General features: G+C 44.9%; 12 protein-coding genes. 7 read left to right on the top strand and 5 right to left on the bottom strand.

The annotated features are described in order from the left end of the window. Positions 1–44 precede the first annotated feature (44 nt). The 4 genes from H3V12_RS03515 (at position 45) to ilvN (ending at position 4,843) form a co-directional block, all read left to right on the top strand. The gene (locus tag H3V12_RS03515) at positions 45–1,028 is read left to right on the top strand and encodes a bile acid:sodium symporter family protein (RefSeq protein ID WP_075870755.1); all 984 of its coding nucleotides are present in this window, start codon (positions 45–47) and stop codon (positions 1,026–1,028) included. Further along, positions 1,012–1,827, top strand: coding sequence for a methyltransferase domain-containing protein (locus H3V12_RS03510; RefSeq protein WP_198212831.1), 816 nt, complete (start codon positions 1,012–1,014; stop codon positions 1,825–1,827). Before H3V12_RS03515 ends, H3V12_RS03510 begins: the two co-directional genes overlap by 17 nt. Positions 1,828–2,459: 632 nt before the next feature. After that, a complete protein-coding gene (locus tag H3V12_RS03505; RefSeq protein ID WP_198212829.1) occupies positions 2,460–4,259 on the top strand; it encodes an acetolactate synthase 3 large subunit in 1,800 nt (599 codons plus the stop codon). 11 nt (positions 4,260–4,270) lie between these two features. Continuing rightward, positions 4,271–4,843 (top strand): acetolactate synthase small subunit, encoded by a 573-nt coding sequence (gene ilvN, locus H3V12_RS03500; RefSeq protein WP_075870886.1) that lies wholly within the window; start codon positions 4,271–4,273, stop codon positions 4,841–4,843. Positions 4,844–4,924: 81 nt separating this feature from the next. Here the strand turns inward: ilvN and H3V12_RS03495 are convergent, their stop codons facing one another. Then, positions 4,925–5,998, bottom strand: a complete 1,074-nt coding sequence (locus H3V12_RS03495) for a nitronate monooxygenase (RefSeq protein ID WP_198212827.1) — start codon at positions 5,996–5,998, stop codon at positions 4,925–4,927. An 86-nt stretch (positions 5,999–6,084) separates the two neighbouring features. Between H3V12_RS03495 and H3V12_RS03490 the strand changes: the two genes are divergently transcribed. After that, entirely contained in the window at positions 6,085–7,206 is a 1,122-nt protein-coding gene (locus H3V12_RS03490; RefSeq protein ID WP_075870752.1) for an ATP-dependent RecD-like DNA helicase, read from the top strand. Positions 7,207–7,284: 78 nt separating this feature from the next. Continuing rightward, on the top strand, positions 7,285–8,052 hold the full coding sequence (locus tag H3V12_RS03485; protein ID WP_246787476.1) for a glucose 1-dehydrogenase: 768 nt from the start codon (positions 7,285–7,287) through the stop codon (positions 8,050–8,052). A gap of 251 nt (positions 8,053–8,303) precedes the next feature. Here H3V12_RS03485 and gltA read toward each other — a convergent pair whose 3' ends face one another. After that, positions 8,304–9,596, bottom strand: coding sequence for a citrate synthase (gltA, locus tag H3V12_RS03480; RefSeq protein ID WP_075914393.1), 1,293 nt, complete (start codon positions 9,594–9,596; stop codon positions 8,304–8,306). A gap of 360 nt (positions 9,597–9,956) precedes the next feature. Continuing rightward, on the bottom strand, positions 9,957–11,378 hold the full coding sequence (gltX, locus tag H3V12_RS03475; RefSeq protein ID WP_198212825.1) for a glutamate--tRNA ligase: 1,422 nt from the start codon (positions 11,376–11,378) through the stop codon (positions 9,957–9,959). A gap of 81 nt (positions 11,379–11,459) precedes the next feature. On the opposite strand from gltX, the gene H3V12_RS03470 reads away from it, so the two are divergent. After that, complete coding sequence (locus H3V12_RS03470) at positions 11,460–13,787, top strand: ComEC/Rec2 family competence protein (RefSeq protein WP_198212823.1); 2,328 nt, start codon at positions 11,460–11,462, stop codon at positions 13,785–13,787. 467 nt (positions 13,788–14,254) lie between these two features. Here H3V12_RS03470 and bfr read toward each other — a convergent pair whose 3' ends face one another. Beyond that, entirely contained in the window at positions 14,255–14,749 is a 495-nt protein-coding gene (bfr, locus tag H3V12_RS03465; RefSeq protein ID WP_075870748.1) for a bacterioferritin, read from the bottom strand. Further along, a complete protein-coding gene (locus H3V12_RS03460; protein WP_198212815.1) occupies positions 14,715–15,029 on the bottom strand; it encodes a (2Fe-2S)-binding protein in 315 nt (104 codons plus the stop codon). The genes bfr and H3V12_RS03460 overlap by 35 nt, the downstream gene beginning before the upstream one ends. Positions 15,030–15,246 lie beyond the last annotated feature (217 nt).

Below are 15,246 nucleotides of genomic sequence, written 5' to 3'. Positions count from 1 at the left end.
TAGCCGGATTGTTTCTTTTAAACTCCTGAAGAAGAATAACGACGATGAAGTTTTTGCCAGATAAGTTTTTATGTGCGCTCATCATTGCAATTATCATTGCAAGCGTTGCTCCTATATCCGGCAAAGCGGCAGAGTGGTTTTCTTTGCTTACGCAGATATTTGTCGGGTTATTGTTCTTTTTGCACGGTGCAAAATTGCCTTGGCAGGCGGTGGTTGCCGGTATTGTTCACTGGCGACTGCATTTGACAGTGTTTCTCGCAACCTTTGTTCTGTTCCCGGTTCTGGGTGTCCTTGCAGGTGCTATTGTTCCGGGATTAAAAGAATCCGCATTCTATGCAGGCATTCTCTATTTGTGTGTTTTGCCATCAACCGTACAATCATCGATTGCGTTTACGTCTATTGCTTCTGGTAATATACCTGCCGCAATTGTCTCGGCCTCTGCATCCAATATTTTTGGCATGTTTTTAACGCCGCTCCTTGTTGGGCTATTATTTTCCACAGGAGGCGGTAAAGCAGTCATATCAGCAACTGCGTTCGAAAGCATTCTTGTGCAGTTGCTTATTCCGTTTGTTCTCGGTCAATTATGTCAGCGCTTTATAGGAAATTTTATAATCCGCCACAAAGCTTTAACCTCTATTGTTGATCGGGGATCAATCATTCTGGTCGTTTATCTCGCATTCAGCGAGGCCACGACTAGCGGGTTGTGGCATACTACAAGCTGGCATGACCTGATTGTGATGATTGTGATTGATGTGGTTCTGCTTGCAATTGTGCTCGCTGTAACATGGTATGGATCAAAGCTTTTAGGTTTCAATGAAAAAGACTGTATAACAATTATGTTTTGCGGTTCGAAAAAAAGCCTTGCAAGCGGTGCACCGATGGCAAATGCAATTTTTGCAGGCTCGGGTGGTGCAATTGGTGCAATCGTGTTGCCACTTATGTTGTTTCACCAAATACAATTGATGGTATGTACGATTATTGCCCGTCATTTATCAGAAAGAAGAAAACAAAGTGGCGAAGACGAATAAAGCCAAGTTGGAACAGTTCTATAATCTAGGATTGTCACTCGAAAAGGAAGGCAAGTTCGATGAGGCTGCCGAAGCTTATCGGCAGGCACTCGAAGCAGATCCTGATGACTTTGGCGGTATAAAAGTAAGGCTTGCCTCTATCAATCGCGGTGAAACGCCGAAAACCGCTTCCAAAGCTTATGTCGCAACCTTGTTTGATCAAAACGCCGATATGTTCGATTATATTCTCGTTGATCAACTAGGCTATGATGTTCCGTTGCAGTTACGCGAACAGCTTTTAAAAGTTTTTCCTGATGTGACTTATGAGAAGATGCTTGATTTAGGCTGCGGTACTGGTCTTTCAGCAGATGCGCTTGATGACTTGACAAGCGACAAGACGGGTGTTGATCTTTCCGAGAATATGATCGAGATTGCCCATGAAAAGGGCGATTACCAGCATTTGTTTGTGGGCGATGCCGTAGAATTTGTTACACGTTCCAATGAAGAGTGGAATTTGATTATTGCAACCGATGTTCTGCCTTATATGGGCGATATCAATGTGTTTTTTGACAAACTATCCCACCGCCTTGCCCCCAAAGGCATTTTCGTCTTTTCGACAGAAACACTCACTGACAGAGCCTTTGACGGGAGTGACTATAAAGTAGGGCCGCACCAACGTTTTGCACATCATGAAAATTACATCAGAAAAGAACTGGTAAAAAACGGTATGGAATGCGTGAGCGTTAATAACATTGTTGTTCGTGCCGAGCAGGGAGAACCTGTACACGGGCAATTGTTTGTAGCGCAAAAGAGATCATGAGCTTCATCATTCTGAAGGCTCTTGATAAGCTATTATGCCCTTGTCAAGAATGATGGATGATTGATGATGGGGTGAGGCCGGAATTTGATTTTCCCAAATGACAATTTCGCAAGCATCAGTGTTTTCGTGGGTATGATCGTTGAATTATTGGTTATTGTCTTGAATGAATGCGGGCGATAAACCGGCGAACATTAAAAGATTTGATGGAAACAAAAGAACCCGAACTTTTCTCACATGGGTTGCCGAATGTAGTGGGCAAGGAAATCCACGAATACTGCAAAGCACCGAGATGTTCCAATGTCTAAAACGGCGTTTGGAACGAATTGTCGGATCGGGGTGACGGCTTTCCATTTCGTTACGGTTTCGAGTTTTACAAAATTGCGTTCGAAATGTCTTGATCAATATTTCAAAGTTACAATTTTAAACTTCTGTCATTGAATTTTAAAATTTTTGGATTGACGATGTCTCTTCAGCATAATAATGTTGCCGCCATGAAACAGATTATTCTAGTAGTGCGAACGCGTATGGGGCAAATGGTATAACCATTCGGCTAATAGCCACTCATACGCGAAACAGGCTCCCTCGGGGGCCTTTTTTATTACCTTATTGAATGCAGTCGACGAGTAGGAAAAATGAAAGAAGAACCAAAACCAAAAGACAGTTTCGATGGAAAAGCAATGTCTGGTGCGGAAATAGTAGTGCAAGCGCTTATCGATCAAGGCGTCAAGCATGTTTTCGGCTATCCGGGCGGAGCCGTTCTTCCGATTTTTGACGAGATTTATCAGCAAAGTTCATTTAGACATATTCTCGTTCGCCACGAACAAGCCGCTGGTCATGCAGCAGAGGGCTACGCCCGCAGTACCGGTAGAGCCGGCGTTATGTTGGTGACTTCCGGTCCGGGCGCTACAAATACCGTTACGGCATTGCAAGATGCTTTGATGGATTCTATTCCGCTTGTCTGTTTTTCGGGGCAAGTGCCCACAACGCTGATCGGTACAGATGGTTTTCAGGAAGCCGACACTGTCGGAATTACCCGCCCGTGCACGAAACATAACTGGTTGGTAAAAGACGTAAACGACCTTGCCCGCATCATTCATGAAGCTTTCTATATTGCCCAAACGGGACGACCTGGACCGGTTCTCATTGATATTCCAAAGGATGTTCAATTTGCGTCGGGAATTTATACCGCCCCGCGTTCTATGCCACGTCAGAGCTATCGTCCTCAGCTTGATGGAAACAGAAAAGCGATTGAATACGCCGTATCGTTGCTTGCTGAAGCGAAGAAGCCGGTTATCTATACCGGTGGCGGGGTTATTTCTTCAGGAAATGATGCTGTAAAATTCCTCCGTGAGCTTGTTGCTCTTGGAGATTTCCCTATTACATCAACGCTTATGGGGCTGGGAGCCTATCCTGCATCAGGAAAGAACTGGCTTGGCATGCTTGGCATGCACGGAACCTATGAAGCCAATATGACAATGCATGATTGCGATGTAATGTTGGCAATCGGTGCACGTTTTGATGACCGTATTACCGGTCGTCTTGATGCTTTTGCACCAAATGCAAGGATTATTCATATTGATATCGATCCTTCATCAATCAACAAAACCGTGCAGGTCGAAGTGCCGATTGTTGGTGATGTCGCACATGTTCTGGAAAATATGGTAATCGGTTTGCGTGCTGTAAAGCCGGTGCCAGACGAACAGGCAAGAAAAGCATGGTGGGATGAAATCAACCACTGGAGGGCACGCAATTGCCTGGCTTATAAGCACAGGTCCGATGTCATCATGCCGCAATATGCGATAAAGCGGCTTTATGAACTGACAAAAGACAAGAAGGCATATATCACTACAGAAGTTGGCCAACACCAGATGTGGACAGCGCAGTATTATGGTTTTGAGGAACCCCGCCACTTCATGACATCCGGTGGATCTGGTACTATGGGTTACGGTTTTCCCGCTTCGATCGGTGTGCAAATTGCCCACCCCGACGCATTGGTTGTTTGTGTTGCGGGCGATGCGTCAATTCAGATGAACATTCAGGAATTGGCAACGGCAATGCAACATAAAACACCCGTCAAAGTGTTCATACTGAACAACCATTATATGGGAATGGTGCGTCAATGGCAGCAACTTCTCCATGGAAACAGGTTGTCGAATTCCTACACGGATGCCATGCCGGATTTTGTGAAACTCGCCGAGGCTTATGGAGCCGTCGGTATCAGATGTTCAAAACCGGAAGAACTTGATGGGAAAATCAAAGAAATGCTTGAATGCGATAAGCCGGTTTTCTTCGACTGTGTGGTTGCCAAGCAGGAAAATTGTTTCCCGATGATTCCATCGGGTAGGGCCCATAACGATATGCTTCTTCCTGATGAAGCCAATGATGAATCAATTCAGAATGCCATTGATGCAAAAGGTCGCTCGCTCGTATAAGGGATAAGATGATGAACGCACAGAATTTAAGTTTTGGCTCGGCTTATTTTATCGAGCCGAATAATGACCCGATGGAAACGCATATGCTTGCAGTTCTCGTTGATAACGAACCGGGCGTGCTTGCCCGTGTTATCGGGATGTTTTCGGGACGCGGCTATAATATTGAAAGCTTGACAGTTTCCGAAACGGAACACGCGGAAAAGCTCTCCCGTATTACGGTTGTGACACGGGCAACGCCGCAGGTCCTTAACCAAATTCGTCATCAATTGGAGCGCATTATACCGGTTCATCGTGTGGTCGATTTGACTGTTCGTGCACGCGAACAGGGGCAAGACGGGCCTATCGAGCGGGAATTAGCGCTTATCAAAGTGGCGGGAGAAGGTGCCGATCGTGTGGAAGCTTTGCGTTTGGCCGAAGCCTTTCATGCCAAGGTGATTGATGCGACAGTTGAACATTTTATTTTCGAAATTACCGGCCGTTCCGCAAAGGTTGATCAATTTATCTCGATTATGGAACCCTTGGGATTGGTTGAAATATGCCGTACCGGTGTTTCGGCTATGAACCGTGGTCCGGAAGGTATGTGATAACGAAAAGCCAACCGATAAATGAAATTTAAGGTCGCTACCGCAAGGTGGCGGCCTTTTTTGTTTTTTAAAACGTGATCTTTATGACAATTGCATAGCCTGAAGAAATTCTTTTCTGAGGCAAGCAAGTAATTTCTTTGCGTCCATCGGTCGGGAAAAAGGAGCACCTTGTCCTGCCCAATAGGCACCGAATCCGAAGTCGTGTTTTTCTTTGGCAAGACCGGCAATTTGTTTTGCCGCATCATAGGCATAAGGATATGGAGGCACGTCTTTATCCGGCAGATGTCGGGTAAAATCGACAAAAGAATTATAAAGTGCACGCGCTGGCCGTCCCGAGAAAGTACGGGTCATGACTGTATGATATGCGGATTGACTGACGAGAGTTTGTTTATACCCTTTATCTGCTTGTGATTGGGGGCAAGCAATAAAAGCTGTTCCCATTTGCACGGCGCTTGCACCTGCTCTGATGCATTCTGCAATATCCTGACCATCCATTATTCCCCCGGCTGCAATGACGGGGATAGAAAGATTTTCCAAAATTATCTTTAAAAGTTGTTTGAGCGAAAGACCCGAGTCCGCTAAATTTTCATCAAACGCCCCGCGGTGCCCGCCGGCTTCATATCCTTGGGCGATAATTGCATCAAAACCGGCTTTTTTAATTGCGACAGCTTCATCAAGATTGGTTGCTGTTGCTATGAGATATATTCCGGCTTGCTTCATTGCCGAGATTTTATCCGGTTCAGGAAGTCCAAAATGGAAACTGACGATTGCCGGTTTTTCTTTTATAACGAGCTGAAACAGTTCGTCGTTCATATAAAAGCTGCTATAAATTTCCCTTAAGTTTCGAGGTGGCTCGGCATCGAAACGGTGGAATAGGGGGCCTAACTTCAAGAGCCAAGCGTCATCAATTTGTTTGTCGGGTTTAATAGGCTTATGGCAAAAAAAATTGATATTAAAAGGTCGCTTGGTTACTTTTTTCAATGCTTCGATTGCATGAGATGCAGTCTCTGGCGAGGATGCGCCCAAGCCCAGAGAGCCGATTGCACCATTGTTGCAGACTTCTGCGGCAAGCTCGGGCGTAGAAACTCCGGCCATGGGAGCTTGAATAAGCGGCATGTTGATATTGAAACGATGACAAAAATCGGTATAGGACATGTCTTCCTCCCTAAAAACACGAGCTTTGTTTTTAAAAGGACTATAATGGACTTGCTCTGAACCGTCGAATCCTGTTTGGATAAATTATGCAATTCTCACCACAACAAGATAAAGCACTGACCAGCGTAGCAACGTGGCTTAAAAATGGTCAGTCTCAAGTTTTTCGTTTGTTTGGCTATGCGGGCACGGGGAAAACGACCTTGGCACGCTATTTTGCTGAAAGCGTTGACGGCACGGTTCAATTTGCTGCTTTCACCGGTAAAGCGGCGCAGGTGTTACGCTCGAAAGGCGCAAGTAATGCGCGAACTATTCACTCTTTGATATATCGCCCAAGGGGTGAAGAAGAAGTTGCCGACGAAAATACGGGAAAAACATCAATGGCGCCGATGTTTTCACTCAATCGCCAAAGTCCGATTGCGCAGGCAAAACTTGTGGTCATTGATGAATGTTCAATGGTCGATGAACAACTCGGGCGCGATCTCATGAGTTTTGGAACTCCGATTCTTGTGTTGGGCGACCCGGGGCAATTGCCGCCGATATCAGGGGGAGGATTTTTTACCGAACATGAACCGGATTTTCTTTTGACGGAAATTCATCGTCAGGCGCGGGATAACCCGATTATCCGTTTGGCGATGGATGTTCGTGAAGGACGAGATATTGATTATGGCGATTATGGTGCGGCAAAAGTCATAACAAGAAAACAGGTTGACCAGAAGCTGGTTCTCGAAGCTGATCAGGTTCTCGTCGGTATCAACAGAACACGGCGCCTTTATAATAAAAGGCTACGGGAGCTTAAAGGATTTACAGCTGACTATCCTCAATCGGGTGATAAACTTGTCTGCTTGCGCAATGATCCTGCAAAAGGCCTGTTGAACGGATCGTTGTGGAAAGTGATGACTGCATCCAAGGAAACTGTAAAACCCGGAATCAGTTTGCTTGTCACTCCGGAAGATGACGATCGTGGTGTTGCAAAGATAAAGTTGTTGAAAGCGGTTTTTGATGATCCGGAAAGCGAAATATCATGGCAAATGAAGCGCCGTTATGATGATTTTGACTATGGCTATGCATTGACCGTTCATAAAGCCCAAGGTTCTCAATGGGATAATGTTGTATTGTTTGACGAAAGTTTTGCCTTTCGTGATACACGCGAACGTTGGCTCTACACGGCAATTACCCGTGCAGCAGAACAATTAACAATTGTAAGATAATCAATTCTTCTGATAAATATTAAGTGCTGTTATTTGAAATAAAATAACAAGTTATTGATGGCTATGAGGAGAATAATCATGCGGGTGAAAGACAAAGTTGCAATCGTCACCGGTGGTGCAAAAGGTTTGGGCGAGGCGACATCACGTCTTCTTGCCAAAGAAGGTGCAAAGGTTGTTTTAACCGATCTTGATGAAGTTCAAGGCTTGAAGGTTGAACAGGCAATCAAAAAAGCCGGCGGTACCGCGAAATATATGAAGCACGACGTTTCCAAGGAAGAACAATGGAAAAAGGTCGTTGACGACACCGTTCGTCTCTTCGGTCGGTTAGATATTCTGGTAAATAACGCCGGTGTCGGGCATTCTGCTTCAGCAGAAGATGAAACACTCGAAAAATGGCGGTTTCTGCAGTCGATCAATCTTGATGCGGTTTTTCTTGGCACCCGTGAAGCTATACGCGTAATGAAATCTCAAAAGAGCGGTTCGATTATTAATTTGTCGTCGATCGAAGGCCTGGTAGGAGATCCGACGCTTGCTGCTTATAATGCAAGTAAAGGCGGGGTTCGATTGTTCACCAAGTCTGCAGCATTACACTGCGCAAAGTCCGGTTACGGCATACGCGTTAATTCCGTCCATCCGGGTTACATCTGGACGCCGATGGTAGAAGAAAATGCCAAAGAAAGTGGCGACGTTGAGGAAAGAAAAGCAGCCTTGACCGCTCTTCACCCGATCGGAAAATTGGGTACGCCTGATGATATTGCTTATGGTATTCTTTATCTTGCTTCTGATGAATCGGGTTTTGTTACCGGTTCGGAACTGGTTATTGATGGCGGTTATACTGCTCAATAAAATAGTCTGTCGCGTGGCGAGAATTCTATGCTTATTTTGATGGGGCAGCCTCCAAGGCTGTTGACAAGGATGTCGAGAACTTTTCGACATGCGCCCGATTTAGAGTTTAGAGGTTTTAACGAATAGAAGTATAGTTACTTATCAATTTTTACATTACTCAGATTGCGATTATTGATAGCCAAAAAAAACGCCCATCGCAAAACATTGCGATGGGCGTTTAATTTTTAATTCAACGGCTATTTCGTTGAAAACTATTTGCGTTCGTTGATAGGAACATAGTCGCGGCGTGCAGCACCGGTATAAAGCTGACGCGGACGGCCAATTTTCTGTGCCGGATCCTCGATCATTTCTTTCCATTGAGCAACCCAGCCGACGCACCGTGCCAAGGCAAACAGCACCGTGAACATATCGGTCGGGAACCCCAAAGCTTTCAATGTAATGCCGGAATAGAAATCAACATTCGGATAGAGCTTCTTCTCGATGAAATATTCGTCGTTAAGAGCGATGTGTTCGAGTTCCATAGCGATGTCGAGAAGCGGATCATCTTTGATGCCAAGTTCGGTCAAAACTTCATGACATGTTTTCTGCATGATTTTTGCGCGCGGATCATAGTTTTTATAGACGCGGTGCCCGAATCCCATCAGACGGAAAGGATCATTTTTATCCTTGGCGCGGGCAATAAATTCCGGAATTCTATCAACAGAACCAATTTCCTGAAGCATTTTCAAGCAGGCTTCGTTCGCACCGCCATGAGCAGGCCCCCATAGACAGGCAACGCCTGCGGCGATACATGCAAACGGGTTGGCACCCGAAGAACCGGCAAGACGAACAGTCGATGTCGAAGCGTTCTGTTCATGGTCGGCATGAAGAATGAAGATGCGGTCCATGGCGCGTGCCAGTACCGGATTAACTTTATATTCCTCACAAGGAACTGCAAAACACATGCGCAGGAAGTTGGCCGCATAGCCCAAGTCGTTGCGCGGGTATACAAACGGTTGGCCGATTGAATATTTATAAGCCATTGCAGCCAATGTTGGCACTTTCGAGATCAACCGGATTGATGCGATCATCCTTTGACGCGGATCAGAGATATCAAGTGAATCATGATAGAAGGCTGACATCGCACCAAGGCATGCAACCATCACAGCCATCGGGTGTGAATCACGACGAAAACCATGAAAGAAGCGCGAAAACTGTTCATGAACCATAGTGTGTTCGCGTACTGTACGGTCGAAATCTTCTTTTTGTTTTTTACTTGGTAGTTCACCATAAAGAAGCAGGTAACAGGTTTCCAAGAAGTCGCCCTGGTCGGCGAGCTGGTCAATCGGATAGCCACGGTAAAGCAATACGCCTGCATTACCATCAATATAGGTGATTTTGGATTCACAAGAAGCTGTCGAGGTAAAACCGGGATCGTAAGTGAATGTTCCGGTTTCCTTATAGAGCGGAGCAATTTCAATGACATCCGGTCCCATAGTACCTTTACGAACTGGAAGTTCGATGCTTTTACCATCAACGGTTATATGTGCTTTATTATCTTTCATGTGTCTTCCCTTTCAGACCCTCCACCCCACAAACGATGAGGTACCGCGTTCACATTACAGGTAATGACTGCGGCTCATGTCCAATGCCTGTGTTGTTTTCCAGATTATCCGAAAAGCACAGTCTTGCAATCGTTAAGTTGTCTATTTTTGCGTTACCGGTGTCAATCTTGTGTGATTCAGGCTTGTGTGATTCAAACGTACTGACGTGATCAAGCAGGAAAGTATTGCGGTTGACAGGTAGTCTTGTTGAAGAGAGTTCGCCGGCATTCAAACTTTTTTGATAAAAAATGCCACAGCTTATTCAGAAAAAGCTGTGGCACCTAATCGAAATTCTCAGGCAGGCTTATTCAGCTGCGTTTTTCAATCAATCTGGTCATGAATTCGCCCGAGCGACTCTTGACGTCCGAGAATAACGAGAACGTCAAAAACACCGGGTGAGACTGCTCTGCCCGTTAATGCCGCGCGTAACGGTTGGGCAACTTTGCCAAGCTTTAGTTGGGCATCTTCGGCATACTGTCTGATGATTTTATCAAGCTGTTCCTTGTTCCAGTCGGTACAATTTTCAAGGGTCGGATACAGAGCTTTTAAAACGGCTTTACCGTCTTCATTCAAAAGATTTGCGGCCTTTTCATCAAGCTTCAATGGCCGTTTGGCAAAAATGAACGCTGCATTATCAATAAGCTCGACAAGGGTTTTTGCGCGCTCTTTCAGTTCCGGCATTGCCTTCAGGAATTCAGCACGATTTTTCTCATCAAGTTTTGCTAAAACTTCTTTGCCACCTTCAATTTCAGGCAGAATAGAGAGTGCTGCGTCGAAAAGCTCTTTATCATCGCTCATGCGCATATATTGACCATTGATCGCTTCAAGCTTTTTAAAATCAAACCGTGCTGCACCCTTATTGATGTCGTCAATATCAAACCAAGAGATCATATCTTCTGTCGACATGATTTCGTCGTCGCCATGGCTCCAGCCGAGGCGGACAAGATAATTCCGCAATGCAATAGGTAAATACCCCATAGCCCGATAGGCATCAACGCCAAGGGCGCCGTGCCGCTTTGAAAGTTTTGCACCGTCTGCGCCGTGGATAAGCGGAATATGGGCCATAACAGGAACATCCCACCCCATAGCCTTGAAAAGGATTGTTTGGCGAGCTGCATTGGTCAAGTGGTCATCGCCACGAATGACATGGGTGACTCCCATGTCATGATCATCGACGACAACGGCAAGCATATAAGTGGGGGTTCCATCCGAACGGAGAATAATAAAATCGTCCAGATCTTTATTCGGGAAATGAACATCCCCTTGAACACGGTCATGAACAACCGTTTCTCCTTGCTGCGGGGCTTTGATACGGATAACCGGTTTCACACCTTTTGGAGCTTCGGAAGGGTCGCGATCTCGCCATATACCGTTATAACGCGGCGGCTTTCCTTCAGCGCGCGCTTTTTCGCGCATTTCAGTCAATTCTGCCGGCGTTGCATAGCAATAATAAGCCTGACCTTTCTTGACAAGTTCTTCCGCAACCTCACGGTGGCGATCAACACGTGAAAATTGGGAAATGGGGTCACCATCCCATGTCAATCCTAACCATTTTAATCCGTCAATGATGGCATCGACTGCTGCTTTTGTTGATCTTTCGCGATCAGTGTCTTCAATGCGCAGCAGCATTTTGCCGCCAGTGTGTTTGGCATAAAGCCAGTTAAAAAGAGCGGTACGTGCCCCCCCGATATGGAGAAAACCGGTTGGTGAAGGGGCGAAACGTGTAACTACGGGCGTGGACATAATGTCTCCAGATTTCTACAAGTATTCCATTGTCAGCATGGCGTCGAACCATTAGCATAGACTCATTTTCATGCGCTAGCCATGCCAACGGGGACAGATAGAATTATAAAGCAGAGAAATGCATTAGAAAGCAAATCAAAAGCGCAAGGGTTGATCAGCCAATCCAGAAATTTCAAGACGACGTCTGCTGCGCAGCTTTACAGTCCGCTCGAACGGCATGTTGTGAGTCTGCCGGATGATATACCATTTATCGATCCTTATAGAACAGGGATAAAACGGTTTTACAAAAAACTCTCCGATCTATTTTTTAACGCCCACGCGTCATTTGTTTTCGAGTTTGAACAAGGATTATTGTTTTTATTAATCCCCGTCTTCATGACCATTGGTGCGGTGATTTATTTTACCCTTGATTATGAACCTGACGGTTTAAGAATCTCAGCCTATTGCGGTTTGATGACTGGTCTTCTTATTTTATCGCGCCATTATAGACTGGTCTTCTATTCGACAGGTTTGGTGACCTGTATTTTCCTTGGTGCTTTTTGTTCAAAGGTAGAAACATGGCGAACCGCCACCCCAATGCTTGGCAGCGATATTTCCACAACAATCAAAGGCCGCGTCGTTTCGATTGAAAAAGCAACAAAAGGGAAATCTGTTCTTGTTGTCGATTTGTTGTCGACGGAAAAGCCACATTTGAATTACGCTCCGGATCGGGTGAAATTGAGCGCCTCGATAAACAATATCATATTGGAACCTGGAGACGGCATCGAAGGCCGAGCAAAATTGCGCGCATCGTCGGGGCCAATTCGTCCTGACAGCTATGATTTCAGCTTTGCCAATTATTTTCAATCAATCGGTGCACAAGGATATTTTGTTGGGAAAACCACAAAAATCCGCATTGAACAGCCGTCTTCGTTGACAGAGCGTTTTTCTCTTGCTGTTTCGCGTCTGCGTCTGGCGATGACGACAAGAATAACCGATGCAATAAGCGGGGAAACAGGTAGCATCGCTTCTGCGCTTATTACCGGTCAAAGGGGCGGAATTCTTCCGCAAACCAACAATGCGTTACGTGTGGCAGGACTATCCCATATATTGTCAATTTCCGGTTTGCACTTGGCAATGGTCGCCGCCATGGTGTTGATTGTTATCCGAACAATGCTTGCGTTATTCCCGTCATTTGCTTCACTTTATCAATCGAAGAAAATCGCTGCCGCAGCTGCATTGGCCGTATCTGCCTTCTATCTCTTATTGTCCGGTTCGGACGTGGCCGCACAACGCAGTTTTGTAATGGTTGCCGTTATGCTCATTGCAATCATTTTTGACCGTTCAGCAATCACCATGCGTAATCTTGCTATCGCGGCAATTATCACTTTGGTTGTGGTTCCCCATGAAGTGTTGGGACCAAGCTTCCAGATGTCGTTTTCAGCAACTGCCGCTCTGGTAGCTGTGTTCGGTTGGTGGAGCAGGAGGCACAAATCCCATTCGCAAACTACACCGATGTTTTTTGGCGCTGGAATTATCCGCGTCATTTTGTTTCCCGTTATCTCGACGGCAGTTGCTTCCCTTGTTGCTGGACTTGCAAGCGGAATTTTTTCTGCCTACCATTTTTCAAATACGGCTCCGCTTGGCATTATCAGTAATGCTTTGGCATTTCCTGTAATGTCCTTAGTCGTCATGCCTTTTGCCTTGGTGGCGGTATTGGCGATGCCTTTTGGTCTCGAATGGTGGCCATTGCAAATTATGGGGGCAGGGGTCAAAATAGTCGAGAAAATTGCTTATGATGTTGCCGCTATTTCTCCAGACATTAATCCTGGCTTGATGCCTCCTATCGCGTTGATTTTTTTCTCGCTCGGGCTTGTTATCCTCTTATTTTGCAAAACGAGATGGTGTCTATGCTCAATAATTTTCTTCTCAATGGGGGTATTTTCTATCGCGGTTCAAAAAACGCCTTTTCTGCTTATCTCCGAAGATAAGGGAGCAATCGGGTTGGTGAGTGATAGAACACTTTATATAACTGATAATAAACCCACACAATTTACTGCGACAGTCTGGATGCGTTCCTTTCAATTAGACCAAATCGTCGGCCCTGCCGAAGCCGGTCAGCAAAGAGACGGGCAATTTCTCTGCGATAACGGCATTTGTGTGGCGCAAAAGACCAATGGTTTGAAAGTAGCTGTTATTGAAAAACAGGTGAATGGTGATCTTTCTTGTCCGGATGGCGATATTATCGTGTTGTCACCCAATATCCATATAGCCAATTGTCATCCGAGACAAAAAATTATCAATGAAAGTCTGTTGGCATGGAAGGGAAGTATACTGGTAACCGAGGATGGGAGAATTATATCGTCGATAAAATCCGGATCGTCACGTCCATGGAACGAACATCGAAGATATTTGCAAGCTTTAAAATGAGCATTAAAAAAAATCGAATTGAATTCAATTGATGTGTCTTGCTATATAACTCTTTGATTAGTCATGCGAACCTGTGTTAATTCGCATAAAATGCGACGAATGCCATAGCGGCGATTATGTAAATCGCATTTCAGGTTTATTCACGTGACGAGGTAATCAAGGCCTCAATTTCCGTTAACAATGTGTCATGTGAGAAACGACGAAAGTTCACACGCAGAATTCAATATTAAGAATGCAAATTGCAGCTTGAGTTTTTACTCATCGGATCAAATATCAGCCTGCATGTATTTTCAGATGTTAGAAGTCAATATTTTAAAATTTCTAATCTCGGTATCTTTAGATGAAAAGGTAAAAACCTGTCTTCAAAATATCTGCGAAACTTAAATTCATACACAAAATTAAAATATTAGAAAATAAAATAGCCAGCGCAGGATTGCGGTTCCCGCTCTGGCTCACGAAATAAAAAGTTATTCTTTGGCTTCTGCATGCTCTGCCGATCCGGCATTGAGCTGGCCATATTTTTCTTCGCCGATCTTATTGAGAAGAGCAAGTTGTGTTTCCAGAAAATCGATATGCCCTTCTTCGTCTTCCAACAATTCGTCAAACAATTTTTTCGAAATATGGTCGGAAAGTTCAGCACAAAGCTCACGGGCAACACGGTAAGCTTCTCTTGCCTCGTATTCACCGGCCAAGTCGCACTCAAGAACTTCCTTGATATTCTGCCCGATGCGCAAAGGTGCAAGCGTTTGTAGATTGGGGTGACCTTCAAGAAAAACGATACGTTTTACCAGCTTGTCAACGTGTCCCATTTCTTCAATGGATTCCTCACGTTCCTTATTGGCCAGTTTCGTATATCCCCAATCTTCAGTCAGGCGATAATGAATCCAGTATTGATTGACTGCCCCGAGTTCCAGAAAGAGTGCTTGATTAAGCCGCTCTATGACCTTTTCGTGACCTTTCATGTTGACCTATTCTCCTATATTTCAATCGCAATGCGCGCACACGATCAAGATAGGAGATAATTTCAGCCTCGTCCCGATTATGTAGGCGGTAATAGTTTTCCGATACCCGAATAATGGTTTCAAGTATATTCGGAAAGCAACAGCAACATTTGCCGCGCTTGGCAAGAACCTTATAAATTTTTCCGGGAACAATCAATTGCCAACAATCCTCTTCCAACAGAGAATTGATAACGTCTTCGATCTCTGATTGAGTTATCACGTTACACGAACAAACAATCATTATCGACAACCAAATGCAATTAATCCATACGACTCATATAAAACATGACAAACATATGAAGCTTTAAATCGAAAATCAACCTGAAACTAGATATTTTTTATCAACTATAAAATCGGGGTATAAAGCTATAATTCTGGTAAAAATGTCGGTTTTTACGCATATGACAATTGCAATTTATTAGCCAACACGTAAGAGGTAGGAACATTTTTCTTGGAAA

This window comes from Bartonella sp. W8167 (assembly GCF_016100335.1).
Taxonomy (GTDB): Bacteria; Pseudomonadota; Alphaproteobacteria; order Rhizobiales; family Rhizobiaceae; genus Bartonella; species Bartonella apis.
Note: the sequence above shows the minus strand (reverse complement) of the source record. Positions and strands in the feature narration are given on the sequence as shown.

Bases quoted from the DNA above. Each gene is read 5' to 3' on its own strand.
- H3V12_RS03495 (WP_198212827.1), bottom strand. From the start codon at position 5,998: ATGTCCTATACCGATTTTTGTCATCGTTTCAATATCAACATGCCGCTT.
- H3V12_RS03515 (WP_075870755.1), top strand. From the start codon at position 45: ATGAAGTTTTTGCCAGATAAGTTTTTATGTGCGCTCATCATTGCAATT.
- ilvN (WP_075870886.1), top strand. From the start codon at position 4,271: ATGAACGCACAGAATTTAAGTTTTGGCTCGGCTTATTTTATCGAGCCG.
- H3V12_RS03460 (WP_198212815.1), bottom strand. From the start codon at position 15,029: ATGATTGTTTGTTCGTGTAACGTGATAACTCAATCAGAGATCGAAGAC.
- H3V12_RS03470 (WP_198212823.1), top strand. From the start codon at position 11,460: ATGCCAACGGGGACAGATAGAATTATAAAGCAGAGAAATGCATTAGAA.
- H3V12_RS03505 (WP_198212829.1), top strand. From the start codon at position 2,460: ATGAAAGAAGAACCAAAACCAAAAGACAGTTTCGATGGAAAAGCAATG.
- H3V12_RS03490 (WP_075870752.1), top strand. From the start codon at position 6,085: ATGCAATTCTCACCACAACAAGATAAAGCACTGACCAGCGTAGCAACG.
- gltA (WP_075914393.1), bottom strand. From the start codon at position 9,596: ATGAAAGATAATAAAGCACATATAACCGTTGATGGTAAAAGCATCGAA.
- H3V12_RS03485 (WP_246787476.1), top strand. From the start codon at position 7,285: ATGCGGGTGAAAGACAAAGTTGCAATCGTCACCGGTGGTGCAAAAGGT.
- bfr (WP_075870748.1), bottom strand. From the start codon at position 14,749: ATGAAAGGTCACGAAAAGGTCATAGAGCGGCTTAATCAAGCACTCTTT.
- gltX (WP_198212825.1), bottom strand. From the start codon at position 11,378: ATGTCCACGCCCGTAGTTACACGTTTCGCCCCTTCACCAACCGGTTTT.